Annotated in this window: 16 protein-coding genes and 4 tRNA genes; 4 read left to right on the forward strand and 16 right to left on the reverse strand. The window is 40.9% G+C overall.

Annotated features, from left to right (window positions below; all coding sequences use genetic code 11):
- Positions 1-165: 165 nt before the first annotated feature.
- Complete coding sequence (locus LMF89_RS09570; RefSeq protein ID WP_229534858.1) at positions 166-2,133, reverse strand: methyl-accepting chemotaxis protein; 1,968 nt, start codon at positions 2,131-2,133, stop codon at positions 166-168.
- 439 nt (positions 2,134-2,572) lie between these two features.
- Here LMF89_RS09570 and LMF89_RS09575 point away from each other — a divergent pair, with 439 nt between their 5' ends.
- From LMF89_RS09575 to wecB, 4 genes are all read left to right on the forward strand, one after another.
- Positions 2,573-3,472 (forward strand): dTDP-4-dehydrorhamnose reductase family protein, encoded by a 900-nt coding sequence (locus tag LMF89_RS09575; RefSeq protein ID WP_439651938.1) that lies wholly within the window; start codon positions 2,573-2,575, stop codon positions 3,470-3,472.
- Between the two features lie 2 nt (positions 3,473-3,474).
- Positions 3,475-4,539 (forward strand): polysaccharide biosynthesis protein, encoded by a 1,065-nt coding sequence (locus tag LMF89_RS09580; protein WP_007930627.1) that lies wholly within the window; start codon positions 3,475-3,477, stop codon positions 4,537-4,539.
- The gene (locus tag LMF89_RS09585; protein WP_229534860.1) at positions 4,536-7,871 is read left to right on the forward strand and encodes a glycosyltransferase; all 3,336 of its coding nucleotides are present in this window, start codon (positions 4,536-4,538) and stop codon (positions 7,869-7,871) included. Before LMF89_RS09580 ends, LMF89_RS09585 begins: the two co-directional genes overlap by 4 nt.
- Positions 7,872-8,120: 249 nt before the next feature.
- Positions 8,121-9,197, forward strand: a complete 1,077-nt coding sequence (wecB, locus tag LMF89_RS09590; RefSeq protein ID WP_229534861.1) for a non-hydrolyzing UDP-N-acetylglucosamine 2-epimerase — start codon at positions 8,121-8,123, stop codon at positions 9,195-9,197.
- Positions 9,198-9,373: 176 nt separating this feature from the next.
- On the opposite strand, the gene LMF89_RS09595 is transcribed toward wecB, so the two are convergent.
- From LMF89_RS09595 to citC, 15 genes are all read right to left on the reverse strand, one after another.
- Positions 9,374-9,450 (reverse strand) — tRNA-Arg (locus tag LMF89_RS09595).
- A 59-nt stretch (positions 9,451-9,509) separates the two neighbouring features.
- Positions 9,510-9,983, reverse strand: coding sequence for a GNAT family N-acetyltransferase (locus LMF89_RS09600; protein ID WP_229534862.1), 474 nt, complete (start codon positions 9,981-9,983; stop codon positions 9,510-9,512).
- On the reverse strand, positions 9,980-11,062 hold the full coding sequence (locus LMF89_RS09605) for an alanine/ornithine racemase family PLP-dependent enzyme (RefSeq protein ID WP_229534863.1): 1,083 nt from the start codon (positions 11,060-11,062) through the stop codon (positions 9,980-9,982). Before LMF89_RS09605 ends, LMF89_RS09600 begins: the two co-directional genes overlap by 4 nt.
- Positions 11,063-11,151: 89 nt before the next feature.
- Positions 11,152-11,751 carry a hypothetical protein gene (locus LMF89_RS09610; protein WP_229534864.1) on the reverse strand — a complete coding sequence of 200 codons (600 nt, stop codon included), beginning with the start codon at positions 11,749-11,751 and terminating at the stop codon, positions 11,152-11,154.
- Positions 11,752-12,122: 371 nt separating this feature from the next.
- The gene (locus LMF89_RS09615) at positions 12,123-12,341 is read right to left on the reverse strand and encodes a hypothetical protein (protein WP_229534865.1); all 219 of its coding nucleotides are present in this window, start codon (positions 12,339-12,341) and stop codon (positions 12,123-12,125) included.
- A 261-nt stretch (positions 12,342-12,602) separates the two neighbouring features.
- Positions 12,603-12,679, reverse strand: a tRNA-Arg gene (locus LMF89_RS09620).
- 18 nt (positions 12,680-12,697) lie between these two features.
- A tRNA-Gly gene (locus tag LMF89_RS09625) sits at positions 12,698-12,771 on the reverse strand.
- Positions 12,772-12,795: 24 nt separating this feature from the next.
- Positions 12,796-12,872: transfer RNA gene (locus tag LMF89_RS09630), tRNA-Pro, on the reverse strand.
- Positions 12,873-13,118: 246 nt separating this feature from the next.
- Positions 13,119-13,874, reverse strand: coding sequence for a succinate dehydrogenase iron-sulfur subunit (sdhB, locus tag LMF89_RS09635; protein ID WP_007959647.1), 756 nt, complete (start codon positions 13,872-13,874; stop codon positions 13,119-13,121).
- Between the two features lie 17 nt (positions 13,875-13,891).
- Complete coding sequence (gene sdhA, locus LMF89_RS09640; RefSeq protein WP_007959646.1) at positions 13,892-15,643, reverse strand: succinate dehydrogenase flavoprotein subunit; 1,752 nt, start codon at positions 15,641-15,643, stop codon at positions 13,892-13,894.
- A 22-nt stretch (positions 15,644-15,665) separates the two neighbouring features.
- Positions 15,666-16,280 (reverse strand): succinate dehydrogenase/fumarate reductase transmembrane subunit, encoded by a 615-nt coding sequence (locus tag LMF89_RS09645; RefSeq protein WP_229534866.1) that lies wholly within the window; start codon positions 16,278-16,280, stop codon positions 15,666-15,668.
- Positions 16,281-16,574: 294 nt separating this feature from the next.
- Positions 16,575-17,132, reverse strand: a complete 558-nt coding sequence (locus tag LMF89_RS09650; RefSeq protein ID WP_229534867.1) for a Fe-S-containing hydro-lyase — start codon at positions 17,130-17,132, stop codon at positions 16,575-16,577.
- 14 nt (positions 17,133-17,146) lie between these two features.
- Complete coding sequence (locus LMF89_RS09655; RefSeq protein WP_229534868.1) at positions 17,147-17,992, reverse strand: fumarate hydratase; 846 nt, start codon at positions 17,990-17,992, stop codon at positions 17,147-17,149.
- A 219-nt stretch (positions 17,993-18,211) separates the two neighbouring features.
- The gene (locus LMF89_RS09660; RefSeq protein ID WP_229534869.1) at positions 18,212-19,615 is read right to left on the reverse strand and encodes an aspartate ammonia-lyase; all 1,404 of its coding nucleotides are present in this window, start codon (positions 19,613-19,615) and stop codon (positions 18,212-18,214) included.
- Positions 19,616-19,875: 260 nt separating this feature from the next.
- Positions 19,876-20,925 carry a [citrate (pro-3S)-lyase] ligase gene (gene citC / locus LMF89_RS09665; protein ID WP_229534870.1) on the reverse strand — a complete coding sequence of 350 codons (1,050 nt, stop codon included), beginning with the start codon at positions 20,923-20,925 and terminating at the stop codon, positions 19,876-19,878.
- Positions 20,926-20,927 lie beyond the last annotated feature (2 nt).

A 20,927-nucleotide genomic window follows, 5' to 3' on the forward strand; every position in this document is an offset into this window, starting at 1 on the left:
ATTATTTCACACAAAGTCTTTTATTCTTTCTAATTCTCAATTTTACACTAAATATCTTCTACAACAACTTCATTAAACTAATCTTACGATATCTTACTAAGGGAGAATTGATTGATACGAAAAGGTACAACACAGCCATAATAGCAGCGTTGTACCTTACCAATCTTATACTTTAAATTTATGCACTACTTCTTGTAACTCACTAGCCATTGTTGCTAAACCAGAAACAGCTGCTACGATTTCATGCACAGAGGCATTTTGTTCTTCACTCGCTGCTGCTACTTCTTGAGAGCTAGCAGCATTGGTTCTCGATGCATCGGCAATGCCAGTAATGGATTGACCAACTTGTCCACTTCCAGTTAACTGAGAATCCATCAGCGCTAAAATACTATCTACTTGCCTTCGCATTTCCTTTACGTCTACATAAATTTCCTCAAATGCTACTTTTGAAGCAGAAACCACCTTAACGCCTTCTCCTACTTCTTTGCTGCCTTTATCCATTGCATCTACTGCTTGCACTGTCTCACTTTGGATTGCACCGATAATCTCAGCAATTTCTTTTGCAGCTTCTTGGGATTGTTCAGCCAGTTTTCGCACTTCATCTGCTACCACTGCAAAACCGCGTCCTTGTTCTCCTGCTCTTGCAGCTTCAATCGCAGCATTTAACGCCAACAGATTGGTTTGTCCTGCAATATTCGTAATCACTTCAACGATTTGTCCAATCTGCCTTGACTTCTCACCAAGAATATTTATTTTTTCTGCTGCATCACCCACATCTTGACGAATATTATTCATCAACTGAACAGCATGATTCACTTGCTTAAGGCCACCTTCAGCTGACTGTTCACTTCTTTCTGAAACGCCAGCCACTTCACAGGCCGCTTGAACAGCATCCGCAATACCCGCTTGCATTTCTATCATAATAGAAGAAGATTCATCAGATAACCGCACTTGGGTGGTAGCACTTTGAGCTACATCCTGAATTGTGGCTGTTACTTCTTCTGAGGCTCTTCCTACTTCAGTAGCAGATGCCGTCAACTCTTCCGCAGAGGCAGCTACTGATTCGGCAACTGAAGCTGCATGCAAAATAATTTTCCGCAAAGCAACCGTCATCTGATTAACACCTTGCACTAACTGATTCACTTCCAAAACTCCGTCTGCAACTAATGTGTGTGATAAATCCCCTCCCGCTACTAATTCAACTGAATGAACTACTTTCTGCAGCGGAGTAACAATACTGCGAGCTATATAAAACGCTGTGACCGCAGCCAAAGCTAGAGAAATTAGTAAGATCCCAATAATAATATATGACGCTGTGATAGCCCCATCATAAACATCTTTTAGCGGTTCATTTACAATGACTCCCCATTGATATTTAGGTACTGAAGTAAAAGCACTAATCGTCTTGTCACCACGGCTTGAAATAGCTTCTATTGATCCTGTTTGACCTTCTATTACTTTTTTTACATATTCAATTGCTGCAAAGCTTTCTTTTTTCAGGACTTTTTCATGATCTGGATAAGCAATCACTACACCATTGTGATCAACGATTTCAACATAACCATTTTTTCCCACCTTAACATTATCTGCAATTGCCCAGAGGCTTTGTAAACCAATATCAGCAGCAAACACTCCCAGAATTGTTCCTGCTGAATTCTTAATTGGCACAGATATTGTTATACTAGGAGCATTAGTAAAAGAAGATATGTAAATATCGGTGAAAAACGTACTCCCCTTCATTGCTTCTTTAAAATAAGGCCGATCTGCACGATTCGCTAACGTACCAGCTGTTCTTGCAACCTGCATACCGCTTGCATCCATTACATAGATCAATTCAAACTGAGGATTTTTTTGTTGAAAATTTATAATCATATCGCGTAAAACAGCGCCATCCAAAGAACGTGCTGTAGGGCTAGCTGCCAGTCCTTCTGTCATCCCTTTTGAGTCATCTAACATAATTTCAATTTGCTTTGCAATCTGTGAAGCAGTATTATTATTGCTATTTACCGCTACCTCCTTAGTAGTAATTATATTTTTATATATGCTGATTGCTCCACCAACAGCCGCAGGAATAACGGCAAATAAAATAAAAAATATAACTAATTTTGTTCTTAAACTATTTCCCCCAAACATAAATGATCCTCCTCTTTACATTTCCAACTTATTTAATGATAGTTCTTCTATAATGAGAGCTTTATAACCATTTACTACTATTCTAATAAATTCTTAAATTCCCTTCTTTTTACAATAAAGAAAACTACACTTTACCAATTTTTAATATTGCTTGTTATTATAACATATACATTTTAACAAAACTACAGAAAGCAACAACAATAGTCTTTTAATTCAGAATTATATTTTAATTCCTAAATGACCAACTTTTGCAGATAGATATAGCTATTGCCGTATGATAGCATAATATTTTTGATCGATTAATAAATAACAAGGTATAAGAACATCTGGGCACGCCCTGAATAAAATAGATTGAGTAACAATACTGAACATATTGTTTATTCGCCCACCTACACACAAAAAAGTGTAGGAACTTTTTCTTAAAGGTTGTGAAAATAGTATGAGAAAGGTACTGATCTTGGGAGGGTCGGGGATGCTAGGGCATGCCTTGTTTCGCTTTCTTTCCGAGGCTGTGAATCTTGATGTCTATACTACAGTCCGCTCTGCGCATGAATTATCGCGTTGGCTTCCTCCGGATATGATGAAGAAGGTACGCAGTAATGTAGATGTGCAGCAAATAGAGAGTCTTGTAAATGTTTTTGCCGAAGTGAAGCCAGACATCCTGGTGAATTGCATTGGCATCATTAAACAAGTGCCGGAGGCCAAAGATCCACTCACAACAATTACCGTTAACGCATTACTTCCGCACCGTATTGCTTTGCTGTGCGGCGCGACTGGTACGCGCATGATTCATATCAGTACGGATTGCGTTTTTAATGGAGAAAAAGGAGTTTATACGGAACAGGATGTTTCGAATGCCGATGATCTTTATGGACGAACAAAATATCTTGGTGAGGTAACTTACCCGCATTGTATTACCCTACGCACTTCTATAATCGGGCATGAATTGAAAGGAAACTACGGATTGGTCGAATGGTTCCTGAGCCAAAAAGAAAAGGTGCGTGGTTTTAGAAAGGTCCTTTATTCCGGCTTCCCAACCATTGAACTTTCACGCATTATCAGGGATTACATCATTCCCCGTCCGGAACTGACGGGGCTTTACCACCTATCCGCCAATCCAATCTCAAAATATGAGTTACTGAAACTCATCAGTGTCCAGTATGAAAAGAAAATTACCATTGAACCGGAGGACAGTATTCGACTTGATCGATCATTGGACTCTTCGACGTTTCTCTCCCTCACGGGCTATAACCCGCCAACTTGGCCGGAACTGGTACGTGACATGTATAACGATTATTCGCAAAAATCCAAACGAAAAGATACGGTCAAGGGGGAATAAACATGACGCTATTCGATAATAAAGTGATTGTCATTACCGGTGGTACGGGTTCACTGGGTAAAGTGTTAACTCATCGGCTCTTACAAAAGGAACTCGGTTCCCCTCGGAAGATTATCATCTTCTCGCGAGATGAAGCGAAACAGCACGCTATGCGGATAGAATACCAACACAAAAGCAAAGCTACCGATGAGGTGGTTTATGACAATTTTGCCCGACTAATTGAGTTCAGAATCGGGGACATCCGTGAGTATCATTCCGTTTGCTCCGTTTTAAGGGATGCGGACATTGTCATAAATGCCGCCGCCCTCAAACAGGTGCCTTCTTGTGAGTACTTTCCCTATGAAGCGGTATTGACCAATGTGCTTGGCGCGGAAAATATCATCCGGGCGATACGTGAACATAAGCTTTCCATAGAAACGGTGGTTGGAGTCTCTACGGATAAAGCCTGCAAGCCGGTGAATGCCATGGGTATCTCCAAGGCCCTCCAAGAGCGGCTATTTATTGCTGCCAATGTGACCATTCCCCAGACGAGGTTTATTTGTGTACGCTATGGCAATGTGCTAGCCTCCAGGGGTTCTGTAATTCCCCTGTTCCATGAGCAAATCAAGCATGGCGGCCCTGTTACAATTACGATCAAGGAAATGACCAGGTTCTTATTGCCCCTGGAAAGTGCGGTTGATACCATTTTTGCCGCCCTCGAAGGAGCTCAGCCCGGTGAAATATATATACCGAAAATTCCCGCGGCCCGTATTGTCGATGTGGCCAAAGCCATGATGAGAGACAGAAATATATCTATAAAATATACTGGCATTCGTCCGGGAGAAAAGGTGCATGAAATTCTCGTTTCGGAAGAAGAGGCCTGGCGGACCTATGATCGTGGCAATTATTACGCAATCAAGCCGATGCTTCCCGAACTGATTAAAACAGATCCGGGGCTACAGGCGTTATCAAAAGAATATAGCTCCGGTGATTTTGTCATGACTTCTGCAGAAACGTTGGCCTTATTGACAAAACACCGTTTGTTGATTGGTCAGGAGGATAAAACAGATGGAGAATTTTTGCGATGAAAAAATATAAGATCGTATGTATTTGCCAGATCTATAATGAGATGTGTAAAGGTAACTTGGAGCGGTTTGCAGCGTATGTAAAACCCCTAGTGGATGATTTAGTCGTCTATGATGACGGCAGTACCGACGGCAGCTTTGAATATATGTTGCAGCAAACCCCCTATGTCCTGCGCGCTGCAAATAATGATTTTGTTAATGAGCAAAACCATAAACAGCTCCTGCTGCAGGAGGCCCTAAAGCTAAACCCGGATTTCATCTTATGGCTGGATGCAGACGAAGTTTTGACTGCCAATGCCGCAAATTGTCTACAAAACTGGTGTAAAACCTGTGAAGAACGACAGCTGGATGGCGTGTGCTTTCATGAACTGAATCTGTGGCGCAGTCATTCCTGGCGACGTTTAGACAGTTTATTTGACTTGGGCTGGTTTTGCCGTCTATGGCGGGTCGTCCCCGGCATTTGCTTTAGTGAGCCAAAACCGGGGCTCCATCAAAAACCTCATCCTGTGACAATTCAACACATGGCCTGGGCGGAAGACATTCAGGTACTGCATTACGGATTCGCTTCGCAGCAGCACTTGGCCTATAAATATCTGGTTTACAGATCTCACGGACAACGCGGCTATGATATGCTTGACCGTTTGATCAGTGAAGAAAGCCTGACGCTGGCAAAGGTTCCCTGTGAGCTATTCCCGGAAGGTTTGTGGATAGATGATGAAGCGCCAAAACCTTTGAAATTCATTGAGGCCCTGGCCTATGTAGAACAATACCGTAAAGAAGTGTTTAAGCCAAAATTCTCCATCGTGTGTTTAGTCTATAAAAGTGTTGCATGGTTGGATTTCGTTTATGAGCAGGTCTTTAGATATACGGACATGACTGACAAAGAGTTTTTCTTTGTCGCCAATGACGCCAACGATGCCGTGCTTAGTCATTTGCGGGATAACTATATACCGCACTATATTTATACGAACACTCCCGAGCAACAAGAGGAGTGGTACGTCAATAATGTTTACCGGGCCTATAATTTTGCTGCCGACAAGGCCCTAGGAGATTTCGTCGTTTTCATTAACTCCGACATGGCCTTTACTCCAGGTTGGTTTGATCATCTATGGCAGGCTTATAACGGAACAAACTGCGTCGTCTCCCGCTTGGTGGAATCTGGAAGATTGCCCAGTGGTCAATACGGTATGGAAAGGAACTTTGGCCGGGATTATTCGTCTTATCAAGAAAGCCAGTTTCAACAGTATGCCCGTGAATTGGCAGAAGCCAAAATAGCGGACGGCGGCCTGTTTATGCCTCTCTTGATCCGTAAGGAGCATTTTCAGCGGGTCGGAGGCTACCCAGAAGGACAGGTGCTTTTGGGCAGCGATCTTTATCAGCCGGTCATTGCCCAGCGGGGAGAAGCGTGCATCGCCGGCGATACGGTCTTGATGCTGAAACTCCAGGCCGTTGGAATCAAACATCAAACAGCCTTTGACAGCATTGTTTATCATTTCCAGTGGGGCGAATTGGGTAGTCTGGAAACCTTGGAAACTACACCAAGCCAAGTAAAAGTTGCCCTTGTCATGGGATCAATAGCAGCACAAGACTTTGGAGGTGCCCTGCTGAAGGCCTTGCCTTCTTCTGTTGGTCTTGACGCACCTCTGGCTGGCATCCAGGACAATTATGCCGCCCATTCCAAAAGCTATCTGGAGGAACATTATCCGGAAGTGGAAGTCATTATTCAAAACGCCACGCATATGGATATCATTGATCCCAATCGCTATACCATCGCTTTTTTGCAGGATGATCTCCGGTCAGCGGGTGCAGCAACCGACCAACAGGAGGCGACTTTGCAGCAAGCAAGCAAACTTGTGACCAACTCCTTGCAAACCGCGCATTCCTATGCGGAGTATGATTTTGACGTAATTCCCGATACACCCGATGCCATGGAAAAATGGCACCGGTTGCTGACCGCGGTCTTTCAGGAACGCAGGATGGCCGAACAAAACCGCAAAAGGAAAATAACCCGGCCTAAAATATCCATAATTATGACTACATTTCAAAGAGTGCACTTGTTAAGATGGGGTTTATGCTCCTTAACCCGCCAGACCATACCCTTTGATTTTGAAGTCATTGTGGTTAACGATGGTTTACAGGATGAGACCGAAGAGGTTTGTAACGAGTTTAAGGAAAAACTTAATTTGAAGTATGTATTTACCGGGCACAGAAATCTAAACGGCAAGATGGTGTGGCGGGTACCCGGTTTTGCGATGAATATTGGCGTAAAGCATTCTTCCGGGGATATTTTGATCATCGGCTGCGCGGAAATGTTTCATAACAATGATACCATCGCCAAACTTGTGCCGCCCATCTTAGATAATCCCAAATTACTGGGTATTCCAGTGGGCAAAGATGACCGTGATGGAGCTTTTCTGGAATATATAAATAACAATGATGGAACCTCTGACCCTGATATCTATGACAAATGCATTGACTTAAATGTCAAGCTGCCATTCTTAATGGCCTTACATCGCAGCCAGTATTTTACGATTGGGGGATACGATGAGGACTTTGTAGGCATGGCCTATGATGACAATGATTTTATCCAACGCTTATTAAGCAACGGCTGCAATTATTGTCAGACCGATGCGTCCACGGTGCACTTGTACCACCCCCGGCCAGACGGCTATTATGTGAATGGTGGTCCGCCCGAATGGGAATATAACAAAAACCTCTATTTTTCCCGTATTGGTCAAATCGTTAGAAATGAAGGCCGAGAATGGGGCATTATAAAATATGAGCAAGTCAAGGAGGCTGAAAAATTCGTGAAATTAAACTGGCATGAAGACTTTATTGTTCATTTGGCCGGTGTCATACAGCCTAAGGTCTACGTGGAGCTTGGGTTATACCGGTGTTATCTTTTTAACCGCATTATCCCTTTTGCGGAGCAATTAGTTGGCGTGGATATCAGCACAGAAGCCGGGCAAGCCATGCAACAATCTTCAAAAACTCGCTTTTTTAAGGGGACAACACAGGACTTTGCCAGGGAATTAGCGGTAAAGCCTCTGCAGATTGATATGCTATTCATCGATGCCGATCATTCGCAGGCGGCGGTGTTGCAGGACTTTCTGAATTTTTTCCCTTTTGTGGCTCCCCACGGTCTCATTTTGCTGCACGATACCCATCCGAAAGACGAGGCTATGATGGACCCCAATTGGTGCGGAACCGCTTGTCAGGCGATAGAAATCTTGGCACAGGACACCCGCGCCTATGAATTAATGACGATTCCCGTTGCTCCTGGTTTAACAATTTGCCGCAAACGGCAGGCACAATTATCCTGGCGGGAAAAGTAAAATTTATCCAAAAGCAATAAAGGGGAAGGGTTCATTGACCCTTCCCCCCTCAAAATTTAATGAAAAGAGGTTTAACTTGTGTCATCAAATATCCTGCTATTCAAGCCCGCTAAACATGATTGCGCTCCCTGACTAAGGTGAGGTCTGTTTGATATTAAAACTATTTCGTAATCCATAGTTTTAATTACCTCCCAGGTTAAATTTTAATCTTAGATCATAGACATTTGAAAAAAGAAGGGGGTTGCTGTGATGAAGATTATGACCATTTTGGGTACACGTCCGGAAATTATTCGCTTAAGCCGGATTATTCCTCTCCTGGACGACCTTTGTGAGCATATTCTTGTGCATACCGGCCAAAATTTTGACCGGACCTTGAGTGATATATTTTTCACTGAACTAAAGCTGCGTCCTCCGGATTATCTGCTGGACTGTCAAGCGCAGACCGCGATGGGCCAAATAGGCGAGATACTCCGCGGTTGTGAACAGGTAATGTTAAAGGAAAGACCCGATCGCCTACTGATACTGGGAGATACCAACAGCGCCTTAGCGGCGCTGGTCGCCAAACGGCTGCGCATTCCGGTTTACCACATGGAGGCAGGCAACCGTTGTTATGATGACCGGGTACCGGAAGAAATCAACCGCCGGATTGTCGATCATTGCAGCGATATTCTATTGCCTTACACGGAACGAAGCCGGGCTAATTTGCTGCGGGAAGGCATCGACGGCAATCGTATTTATGTTACGGGCAATCCCATTGGGGAGGTTCTCAGCCATTACGCAGACAATATTTTACAAAGCCAGGTGCTTCAGGCGATGGGTGTTGCCGCCCAAGGTTATTTTCTCGTAACCCTGCACCGGACGGAAAATGTCGACGATGGGGATCGTCTAGAGAAATTCATCACAGCCCTGCATAGACTCTATGCGGAATATGGGCTGCCGCTGATTTGCACTCTGCATCCCCGCACCCGCTCCCAGCTGGTAAAACAGAAAAGGACCTTTATAGGAACAGGCATCCAGATCGTGGAACCATTAGGTCTGTTTGATTTCGTATTGTTGGAGCAAAACGCCTACTGTGTGTTGAGCGATAGCGGCACAGTTCAGGAGGAGTGCTGTCTTTATAAAACACCGAATGTGACGCTGCGGGATGTGACCGAACGACCGGAAACCTTGGAAGCTGGCAGCAATCTGCTTGCCGGCTGTGACCCCGCGGCAATCTTACGGGCTGTGCAAACAGTTTTACATCAAGGCCGGAACTGGCAGCCTCCGCGGGAATATCTTGTCGCAAATGTAAGCCAAAAAGTTCTTAAAATCCTACTAGGCATATAGAACCCATTGACAGCGGTTGGTTGCCCCGTTCCTTGAGGCTCGTGCTTTGTTTTCCATTCCCCCGTAAGTCCGGATGCGAACGCGAGTTTAGGAAGGCAGTTCGGCCGCGTTGTTGTCAAACTGCTATAAAAACGAAAAAGGCCTTACGAAAAGTCGTAAAACCTTTGAAATAGCTATGGTGACCCCGGCAGGATTCGAACCTGCGGCCTTTTGATTCGTAGTCAAACGCTCTATCCAGCTGGGCTACGGAGTCATTGTGTAATTGCCTTACTTAAATAGTATAATGGTTTTAACCAATTATGTCAACAGTTTTTATTTTATATTTTTATCCATAAAATCTGCAAGTGTTAGTTTCATTACTAACCGATTCTCCCCCGTCCCATATTCATTCTCTCTACGTTCTATAATCTGAAATCCAAGTTTTTTTTCATATATTGCGACTGCTGCAACGTTATTCGGATCTACTGTTAATTCAATTTCTGTAATATTTTCTTGATGCAAGCTTTTAAAACTCTCTTGTAGAAGTCTGGTTCCCAGCCCTTGCCCCCGACAATTTTTATCCGTGGATACGCCAACCATATATGCTTTTTGAGGGCGCCCCCAATCTAACATGTATTGGATCAAGCCAACAATCTCTCGATCCTTGCGAATAATAAAAACACGCCCATGCCTGATGAATGGAACCAAATGCCATTTATTTAATCCACCGTCACCAAAGGCGCTTATTTCTAGCTCTACTAGTCGATTTATCAAAGCCGGTTCAACATTTTGCACCAACTCAATCATAATATCCCCCTTTTAAATTTTTTCGTAACATAACTAGAATCACTCACTGAAAGCAATCCAGAATAAGATAAGGAGAACTCAACATCATCTCCTACCTTTATTTGCTCCTCACAATCTGTAATATCAAGAATTAAATGGTCACTACTTGCCCCCATAATTTTTATACTTTCCTTGACTGGAACAATCCCTTCTACATCCACATCTTGTTTGCCTAAAGCTAAAATCGCTCGATTCCGTACTCCTTTATCGATGAATTGAGGTATATTCCCAAATGCATCTCTACCAATATCCCCAGTCGGAACAGAAGGCTTACATTTTACCTCAATCACCTCAGCTCTAAGCAGAAAGGCATCCTGCAGCAACCAAGGTATTTTGCGATTATGAGTTGTATCCGTACCTAATAAAATACCCTCACCAATACGCAATTGATTAATTCCCACCGGAACATTATTCTTCTCTACCAAAGATAAACTGGAAGTTCCACCTCCTGAAATTACTTCTAACTTGATTCCTACCTTTTTCTCTATCACATTTACTAATGTAACTAATACCCCTAGATTTTCTGGACTGGGTAAGATTCCACCAAAACATCCCATATTGGTCCCCAAGCCTAATAAACGTACTCCTTTCAAACTAGAAATTTGCATCACAGCATCAAGAACTTGATCAATCATTAATCCTTCCCGAAGATCCCCTACATCTACCATTAAAATTATATTATGTCTTTTTCCTAAACTTTCGGCAGTTTCCGATAGAGCCTGGATTACTGTCATTTCCGAATTAATACTCGTATCGGCGTATCGAATAATCGTTTCAATATTACTTAACCGTGGAAGCCTCAATAAGGTTATTTCCTGGTTAAAATTTCGTTTGCGAAGTTCTATGATATTCTCAAGCCTAGCATCCGCTAAGCCATCAACGCCTCCTTCCACCATAGCTGATACAATCTGGTGCATAGCGCTAAACCCTTTAGTTACTCCCAATACTGAGATTCCCAAACGATGACATCTTTCTACGACTTGAGAAGTATTATATATAATTTTATCCAAATGAACTTCCAGAATTGTAGTATCATCCATATTCTTCCCTCCGCTAGTACATCATTACGCGCCCCGCAATAATTGAATCATGAATACATCTATTTATAGTTTCTTACATTTTCAGTTTTTTATCTCACCTGCGCAAAATCAAAATAAAAATTATGCTTCTGTTTATCCTTTGTAGAAATTGATAATATAACAGGTTTATCATAGACTATATTTTTTTCTAAAAAATATACATAGCATTGTAATCTATATGTAGGTTTTTCAGTACTTTTTGCCATCTTTTCTGCTAAAGGAGGTATAACAACCTGATATGCTTTTATGGAGGCATCACCTTGCTTTAAAGTAACAATAGCGTTCTGACCAAACTTCTCCTGAGAACCATACAAAGTCACGCTAAAGGTCAGATAACCATTATAATTTGTTAAGATATCTTCACTGTCCTCTAACTGAGGGCTTACTCCTTTCAAACGTTTCTCTCTCGCATCAGTGGCAATTAATAAAAACTTTGTATATAAATACGCCTTTTCGGAAAATTCATTAAGCCTTGGCGTTTTTTCTTCATAAGAAATCCATGGCAATAAGAACTCTTCCCATTCCATATGAGCATGCTTCTCCCCATAATGCTGTGCTGCTTTAATTTCATCTCTATTAATAAGAGATATGGCAAAAGCCTGATTGCATACCAATGCCAGCAATACGAAAATGGACCCTAGTATTCTCATAATAGTACCTCCTAATGTTTCGATATAATATCTTTCCGCCCAAAAAGCCTTGTACAATAGACATGCCACTGTCTTTACTATGCTTTCGTTTAAACAAAAAGGCAGAGCCTTCTATACAGACTCCACCTTCCTTTCTTTATCTATATAGATTACTACGATCTAAAGATATCCAAGGATATAATATAAAATTTAATATACATCTCTTCCAAATAGCGTTTATAAATGTACTAACATTATATAGAATATTTAAAATAAAATCAATAGAACAGAATAGAGCAATTGCGAATTACAGCAACGAGCATTCATTGCTGCTCATTAAGTCCTTTTTTCTTCAGCATTATTTACTAGGAAATTAAGTTTTTTTAGCTTTGCTAATATGATTCTCCACTACCCTCTTCTAATAACCAGAGTTCATCTTCTGGAACAACAATCAATTTTTTATCATTGCCGCATTCTACTAAATATATCCAGTTGTAATTCAGGAATCGATAACTAACAATAACTCCTTTCACTAAAGAGCTTCCAAATAATGTTCGCTTCTCAAAAGATACTTTATCGTTGTTTTTATATCTGTTAATTTTGTTATCCACTAGCATTCCCTCCTTGCTCGCTATTAATCTGTACCAGGCTGTAAAAGCAACTTACTTACAAGCATCAAAAAGCTGTTAATGTCATTATCAAACTTCCATTTACAGATATAGTTATTATGACCACTACATAAAAGAAATATGACCTTCCAATATAGAAGTCTAATTAAATTTAAATTCTAACGCTGCATCTTCGAGGTGTTGTATTGCACTTTTAGACAATAAAAAAAAGCTTGCACAGTATGCAAACTTTCAACTTCTTAATGGTGTGCCTGGCACGATTCGAACGTGCGACCCACGGCTTAGAAGGCCGTTGCTCTATCCAGCTGAGCTACAAGCACATATTTTTTTGAAATAAATGGAGCGGGTGAAGGGAATCGAACCCTCGTAACTAGCTTGGAAGGCTAGCGCTCTACCATTGAGCTACACCCGCACATAAATTGGATACTAATTTTGATGGTCGGAGCGGCAGGATTCGAACCTGCGACCCCCTGGTCCCAAGCCAGGTGCTCTACCAAGCTGAGCCACGCCCCGTTAATCACATTATCTATTATAATATATTCCAACGAGATTGTCAAATACTTTTTTTTGAAAGTATTTTTATGTCTACTCATAAATCAACTGTAGCCGAGCATTATTCTCGGCTACAGCCAACTCACAAATAATATAATAACATAATTTAATTATTATGTCAATAATATTTTCTAAAAATCTGCATATATCCCGGTGGTAAATTACTTACTTTTGCGGATACATGAGAACTTGCTAATGGCCTCTAGCTTACTTATTAAACAAGCTCTTAAGTGCTTGCTTATTCGTATCACGATTTAGTTTCGCAATATACTCAGTCAGCTTAATATCTTTAGGGCATGCTTGTACGCAGTTTTGGCTATTGCCGCAACTTGCCAATCCACCCTTTTCCATCAATGCATCCAAGCGCTCTTCTTTCTGATATTCACCAATGGGGTGCAGATTAAAGAGATGTGCTTGTGCAATAGGAGCAGGCCCAATGAACTCGGAGCCCCGATTTACATTTGGACAAGCATCCATGCAACAACCGCAAGTCATGCAGCGAGAAATTTCATAAGCTGTAGTTGCAGTTTTTGGATTCTGACGCGGAGCATCATTATGAACTTCCCAGGTTCCATCTACATCTACCCATCCATGTATGCGTTTTAAACTTTCAAACATTACCGAACGGTCAATCATAAGGTCACGGACAACAGGGAAGGTTCTAGAAGCACTTAAACGAATTGGTTGTTCTAGATGATCAATTAGAGCAGCACAAGCCTGTTGTGCTTTACCATTGATAACCATCATGCAAGCACCACAAACTTTTTCCAGACAGTTACATTCCCAAACAACAGCAGTTGTCTTTTTGCCGTCTTTTGTTACAGGGTTCTTTTGAATTTCCATAAGAGATGCAACGACATTAAGCGCAGGACGATAGTCAACTTCAAACTCTTCTGTATAGGGCTGGGAATTAGGACCATCTTGTCTTTCTATGATGAAATGTACTTTTTTTGTTTCTGCCATTATTATTTACCTCCTTCTTACTCTTTCTTAGCAACAGCATAGTTACGAGGACGGGGTTTAACCAATGAATGATCAAAATCAGCATAACTGATCTTAGGCTCTTCTGTTGCCTGGTCATACTCAGCGACTGTTACTTTCATAAAGCGTTCGTCATCACGGGTTGGAAACTCGCGTTTATAGTGAGCCCCACGGCTTTCATCACGCATACGTGCTGCTCTTGTTACAACTAAAGCATAAATAATCATATTGCGAAGCTGTCTTGCGAACATACCTTCCTGGTTTGCCCAGTTTGATTTATCGCCTATACCGATATTATCCCAACGTTTAAGAATTTTCTTTACTTCATCGAAACAATAATCAAGGTCTTTGTTTACACGTTCAATGGTAACGTATTTGTTCATTACCTCACCAAGTTCATGGTGAAGTTCATGCGCATTTTCCGATCCATCCATTTTTAAGATAGCTTCATACTCTTCACGACATTCTTTTGCTGCTTTTGCTAACTCTTCATCAGTAAGTTCTGAACCTCTTTCTCCTTCTTTAGCCCAGCGCATAGCTTCCGGACCGGAAACAGTACCAGAATAAGCAGCGGAAAGAAGTGAGTTTGCACCAAGACGGTTTGCACCGTGATATTGATAGTCACATTCACCAGATGCCATAAGACCAGGAATGTTTGTGTTATGTTTTGCATCTACCCAGATACCACCCATGGAATAATGAACGGATGGATAAATTTGCATTGGAACTTTACGTGGGTCATCGCCAACGAATTCCGAATATATTTCCAAAATACCGCCTAATTTACGTTCAAGGTAATCTGCTGGAATATGAGAAAGATCAAGATATACTTTGTTTTCACCATTAATACCAAGTTTTTGATTTACGCATACATCGTAAATAGCACGAGATGCTACGTCACGAGGTACAAGGTTACCATATGCAGGGTACATTTCTTCTAAGAAGTACCATGGCTTACCATCTTTATATACCCAAACACGTCCACCTTCACCACGACAAGCTTCAGACATCAAACGGTTTTTATCTGAACCAGGAATAGCTGTTGGATGAATCTGAATAAATTCAGGGTTACCAATAAGAGCGCCTTGCTGATATACAGCAGATACTGCTGAACCATTACAGATTGTCGAAGCAGTGCATCTACCAAATACCATACCAGGACCGCCTGTTGCAAGGATAACCGTATCAGCACGGAAAGCCTTGATTTCCATAGAATTCATGTCTTGTGCTACGATACCGCGGCAAACGCTTTCTTTATTTTTAATAATTTTAATGAATTCCCAGAATTCATATTTCTTAACAGCACCTTTTACTTCCCATGCACGAACTTGTTCGTCAAGTGCATAAAGAAGTTGCTGACCTGTTGTGGAACCAGAAAACAAAGTACGTTTATTTTTCTGACCACCAAAATTACGAAGGTCAAGTAAACCTTCTGGTGTACGAGTAAATGTAACACCCATACGATCGAACATTTTAATTAATTTTGGAGCTGCTTCACACATGCCTTTTATTGCAGTCTGGTCGGCAAGGAAGTCACCACCATAAACAGTATCATCAAAATGTTCATGGACACTATCATTTTCACCCTTTGTATCCATACAAGCATTCATACCGCCTTGTGCACAAAGGGAATGAGAACGTTTTACCGGGCAATACGAGAATAATTCTACTTCTCCACCAGCTTCACAAATTTTAAGTGTTGCCATGAGGCCGGATAAACCGCCGCCAACAACTATAATTTTCTTTTTCACTAAGCTCTCTCCTTACTTTAAATTATTTCACAAAATGTGTAAGAGCTGTAAGTCCTACACTAGAGATGAGTACAAATAATGCCAAAGTTGCTACACTTACAATACGTTGTCCACGAGGTCCTGATACAATTCCCCAAGTAATTGAGAAACCAAACAAACCATTGGTAAAATGGAAAACGGAAGATAATAGACCAATCACATAAAATCCGAAAGTCAAAGGATCAGACAATACTTTATGCATAAAGTCATAACCAATCAGATGACCGCCCATTGCTTTACCAACAATACGCAATGTCCATACATGCCAGATAATGAAAACAAAGGCAATATAAGCAGTAATGCGTTGTAAGTAGAACATCCAATTATTCCAGTAACCATAACGAAGCGGGTTATTTTTAGCTTTCAAAGCATACACTACACCTAAAATACCATGAAAAGCAATTGGCAATCCGATTGCGATGATTTCAATTGGAACCAAAAAAGGCATAGCTGCAAGTGCCGCTACGGATTTATCAAAATTCGCAGGGCCCCCCATTACTGTTGATACAGTAAATATATGCTCCAATAAAAATGCACCCAATGCTATAACACCAGATAGAGAATGAATACGACGAATCCAAAAATCAAAATTCTTCATGCTTTTACCTCCTGTAATATTTACATAGTTGGTATAAAATACATACCAACACACTGTACAAATAAAGCTACTTCGACACTGCGTCACTTTTTCCTTTAATAAATTTACATAAATGTGAATTTATTCGCAAATGTCTTTTTACTAAGCAAAAAAGTTTTATCCTATGGACCAAGTAACCCTAGGCCTCTCCTTCATCAGTAGTAAATCCTGCGCAACTTGGCCCTTTCCATTTTAAATACTTTTCAGCTCTCTTAGCTTGTCCGACTCAAGATCGCTCTATTACCTAATTGACGATTATATTTTACGATAGGGCTTTTGACCTTCTTCGTAATAGTTATTGCCATTACAGTCAATCGCTACAATTGCAGGAAAATCTTCTACTGTAAGCTTAGCCAATGCTTCTGCGCCCAATTCAGGATATGCTAACACCTCATAGGCTTTAATGGTTTTTGCAATCAAAGCTGCTGCACCGCCAATGGCTACCATGAACACGGTACTATTTTTTTTCATAGCTTCCACTACTTCTGGAGAGCGATATCCTTTACCAATCATACCACTAAGACCTTGTTCAATCATTTGTGGTGTATACTTATCCATACGTCCAGCAGTGGTCGGACCAGCTGAACCAATAGGATCTCCTGGTTTTGCCGGCGTAGGCCCCAAATAGTATACGATTTGATTTGTAAAATCTACAGGTAATTTTTCGCCTCGATCAAGAGCTTCTGTCATTACCTTATGAGCTGCATCACGAGCACTAAAGATCGTTCCAGTAATTAACACACTATCACCAGCTTTTAAGGAACGAGCCATTTCTTTTGTTAATGGAGTGGTAATACGTTTTACTTCTGCCATCTTCTCTACACCTCCTAAAGTTCAACTTCAGCATGCCGTGTGGCATGGCAATTAATATTAACAGCAACTGGTAAACCCGCAATATGGGTAGCAAAATATTCAACATTTACTGCTAAAGCAGTTGTTACCCCACCTAATCCTTGAGGACCTACACCTGTTTTGTTAACCATCTCTAATAATTCTTCTTCCAATTTTGCATATTCAGGATGATCATTGCGTTTGTTGACAGAACGTAAAAGAGCCTTTTTAGCGAGTATTGTAGCCTTTTCCATGGTACCACCTACACCTACACCAATGACCATCGGAGGACAGGCGTTAGGTCCCGCTGTTTTTACCGTATCAAGAACAACTTTTTTCAAACCTTCAACACCATCAGCAGGTACAAGCATTTTTAAGGCACTTTTATTTTCGCTGCCAAAACCTTTAGGTGCTAGTTTAATTTTAACTTTGTCACCAGGCACAATGCTAGTATGTAAAATCGCAGGGGTATTGTTTGTAGTATTTTTACGATTAAACAAAGGCTCTGCCACTACGGATTTACGCAAATAGCCTTCTGTGTAACCTTTAGCAACACCGGCATTTACTGCCTCTTCCAAACTGCCACCCACCAAATGAACATCTTGTCCTACTTCCATAAACACTACTGTCATACCAGTATCTTGACAAATAGGTCTTTGTTCATTTCTAGAAATATTGGCGTTTTCTACCAGCTTTCCAATAATTTCTTTACCTAAAGCCGATTCTTCTTTTCTTCCAGCTGACACTAAAGCGTCATACACGTCCTCGGACAAATAATAGCAAGCATCCATGCACATTTTTGCTATCGCCTGAGTAATTTGCTCTACCTCAATTGTACGCATGCTCATCCCCCTATTCTAATATTCAAGTGTATTATATCACAAACTTTTCAGGTAAACCACTCACTCTATCACAATAATATAAATTTTATAGAATATTTGCGTTATATAACTTTTTTTTATAGTAACGCAACTCTATACATAGCCTTCGCATAAGAGTTACGGTCAAAAAATACACTAAAAATGCACTTCTTGACCGTAAATTCACCATATTCATTTCATTTATTTTAAGAATTGTTTTCCAGCGATACCAGGTTGTGTCATTTCACTTGGTGATAAAATAATTTCTAGTTGAGCAGCTGTTAATAAGCCTTTAGAAATAACTAGTTCTTTAACAGATGCTCCTGTTTTTAAAGCCTCTTTTGCAATTGCAGAAGATTGCTCATATCCAATATGAGGTAACAGCGCAGTCACTATTCCCACACTCTTATCAATCATCTCACGACAGCGCTCTTCATTAGCTTCAATATCTTTCACGCATTTATGATTTAATGTATTTACTACATTCGTTAAAATCGTTAAAGAATTAAAGAGATTATATGCCATGACTGGCTCCATAACATTTAACTCAAACTGCCCATTTTCTACAGCTAAACTAATAACCAAGTCATTACCAATCACTTGATACGCCACTTGATTCACAACTTCGGGTATGACAGGATTTACTTTGCCAGGCATAATCGATGACCCCGGCTGCCTTGCAGGAAGAGAAAGTTCTCCCAAACCGCAGCGAGGCCCCGATGACATGAGTCTTAAATCGCTGGCAATTTTACAGAAAGCCAAAGCCGTAACTTTGAGGGCACTGGAAAATTCAGCAATTTGATCTGTATTTTGGGTAGCATCTACTAAATTATCGGCTGAATGAATTTCTTCACCTGTTAAGCGAGAAAGTTCTTCTACAACAAAGGCAATATATTCTGGCTCAGCATTTAAACCAGTACCAACTGCTGTGGCACCCATATTCACAAAATGCATATTCCTAACATTTTCTCTAATGCGTTTGATTGCCCGTTTTGTGGCCTCTGCATATGCATAAAACTCTTGTCCTAATGTAATAGGTACGGCATCTTGCAAATGGGTACGTCCCATTTTCAAGATATGATTAAAGTTATCTCCCTTAACAGTAAAAGTAGCTGCCATATCTTCTAATGCAGCAATCAGCTTTTTGGCCTTTGTAATGGTACAAATACGCATAGCTGTTGGCATAACATCGTTAGTAGATTGCGCCATATTTACATGATTATTAGGTGAAATAAGCGCGTAATTTCCCTTTGCCTCACCTAAGATTTCAAGTGCTCGATTCGCTATGACTTCATTAGCATTCATATTCATGGAAGTTCCTGCTCCACCTTGGATGCAATCCACTATAAATTGATCATGCAGCTTTCCCTCAATGATCTCTTGCGCTGCTTGCACAATTGCATTGCCAATTTTGATTGGCATACGGCCAGTTCTCATGTTAGCTTTGGCTGCTGCGGCTTTTACAATACCAAAAGATGCAATAAAATCAGTATTCATTCTATGACCAGTAATAATAAAATTTTCTAAGGCTCTAGTCGTTTGTACTCCATAGTAAACTTCATCTTGTATTTGTATTTCTCCTAGAAAATCATGCTCAATGCGCACAAAACAGCACCTCCACTATTCTTTTACTTGATTATAACATGGCAATTGTATTTTGTATACATTATTCTTTTGATTTATTGCAAAATTCTTTCTATTTTGCAAATAAGAAAAAATACATATCTATCATGCATTAAAAGGTGTTTATATATACACATGTTAGTCGTCAGAAATAGAATATAGGGATAAACGGCATTATATAATACCAATCAAATCTCTATATTCATTCCTGACAGACTATCTTATTTATTTCAATATATACTTTAATGTCTCGATATACTACTTTGTATTTTTTCTATAATAGGAATTGCTGCAGGAGAGCGAAGGAATTGATAGGTCGTATCCGGTACTAAAGTACGAATCTCCTCCCATCCTTCCTGCCTTAAGAGTTCTCGAACCCTAGAGGCACTCACAGCATTTCCTTGAACAGAAATCCTTGGCATTTCCAGCACATCAATCCGATGCTGTGGTAAAATATCGAGCATCGCTTGGTTATAAGCCTTTGTCACTAAGCAATAAGGTTCATCCCCCATATACCGACAAGTAATTCCCATGGCAGGTGCAATATGCTTAGCAAAAATAGTAGCATCCAGCCTTGTCTGAGCTGTTACCGTTTCGTCTCCCTTGGTAAAATAGCCAGGAAACGTAGCAGCCGACACAATATATTTACCTCCTGGCAGCACGACTACGTTATCATAGTCAGCTAATCCCTGCTTAACCAGAGAAAAGCGGATGTCAAAAGGGAATACAGATCCCTCTTCACTGACTACCAATACCACCACAGCTGCATTTTCTTTAGCTGCTTTGGCAATTACCGCCTGATGTCCCAAAGTAAAAGGATTGCAGTTTACTACTAAGCCAGCTCTTTTTCCCGAAGGCAGATGGGCTGTCAAAGCAGCCATCGCCTTACAATACGAATCAATCGACCCGATACCAGCTTCTAAAAGTACTGCATATGGATCTGCCCGCCCAACTTCTTTAAATCCTAATGCACTAAATAAATGCGCCTTGTCAGGCTTGGTGAAAATAAAATAATGATAGATTCCCCGCCGTCCTGCTTCCTGCATTAAATGGCTGACGACTGCTGACGTCAGACCTTCCCCCTGCAGCGACTCATCAATAGCAATGTTACGCAATACTTCTCCAGAAAACGAACCTGTCGCTACAATAGAATCTTCTTTATATAAGGCAATGGTATAGTCTACTTGTTCAGTAAAAGTTAAGGAAAATCTAGAGAGAAACTCTCTCACGGCACTAACCTGTCTAGCATTATTAAGATTGATTACCCGCTCTTCCATAGTGCCCCACAACATCA

Source organism: Pelosinus baikalensis, assembly GCF_020819555.1.
Lineage (GTDB): Bacteria > Bacillota > Negativicutes > DSM-13327 > DSM-13327 > Pelosinus > Pelosinus baikalensis.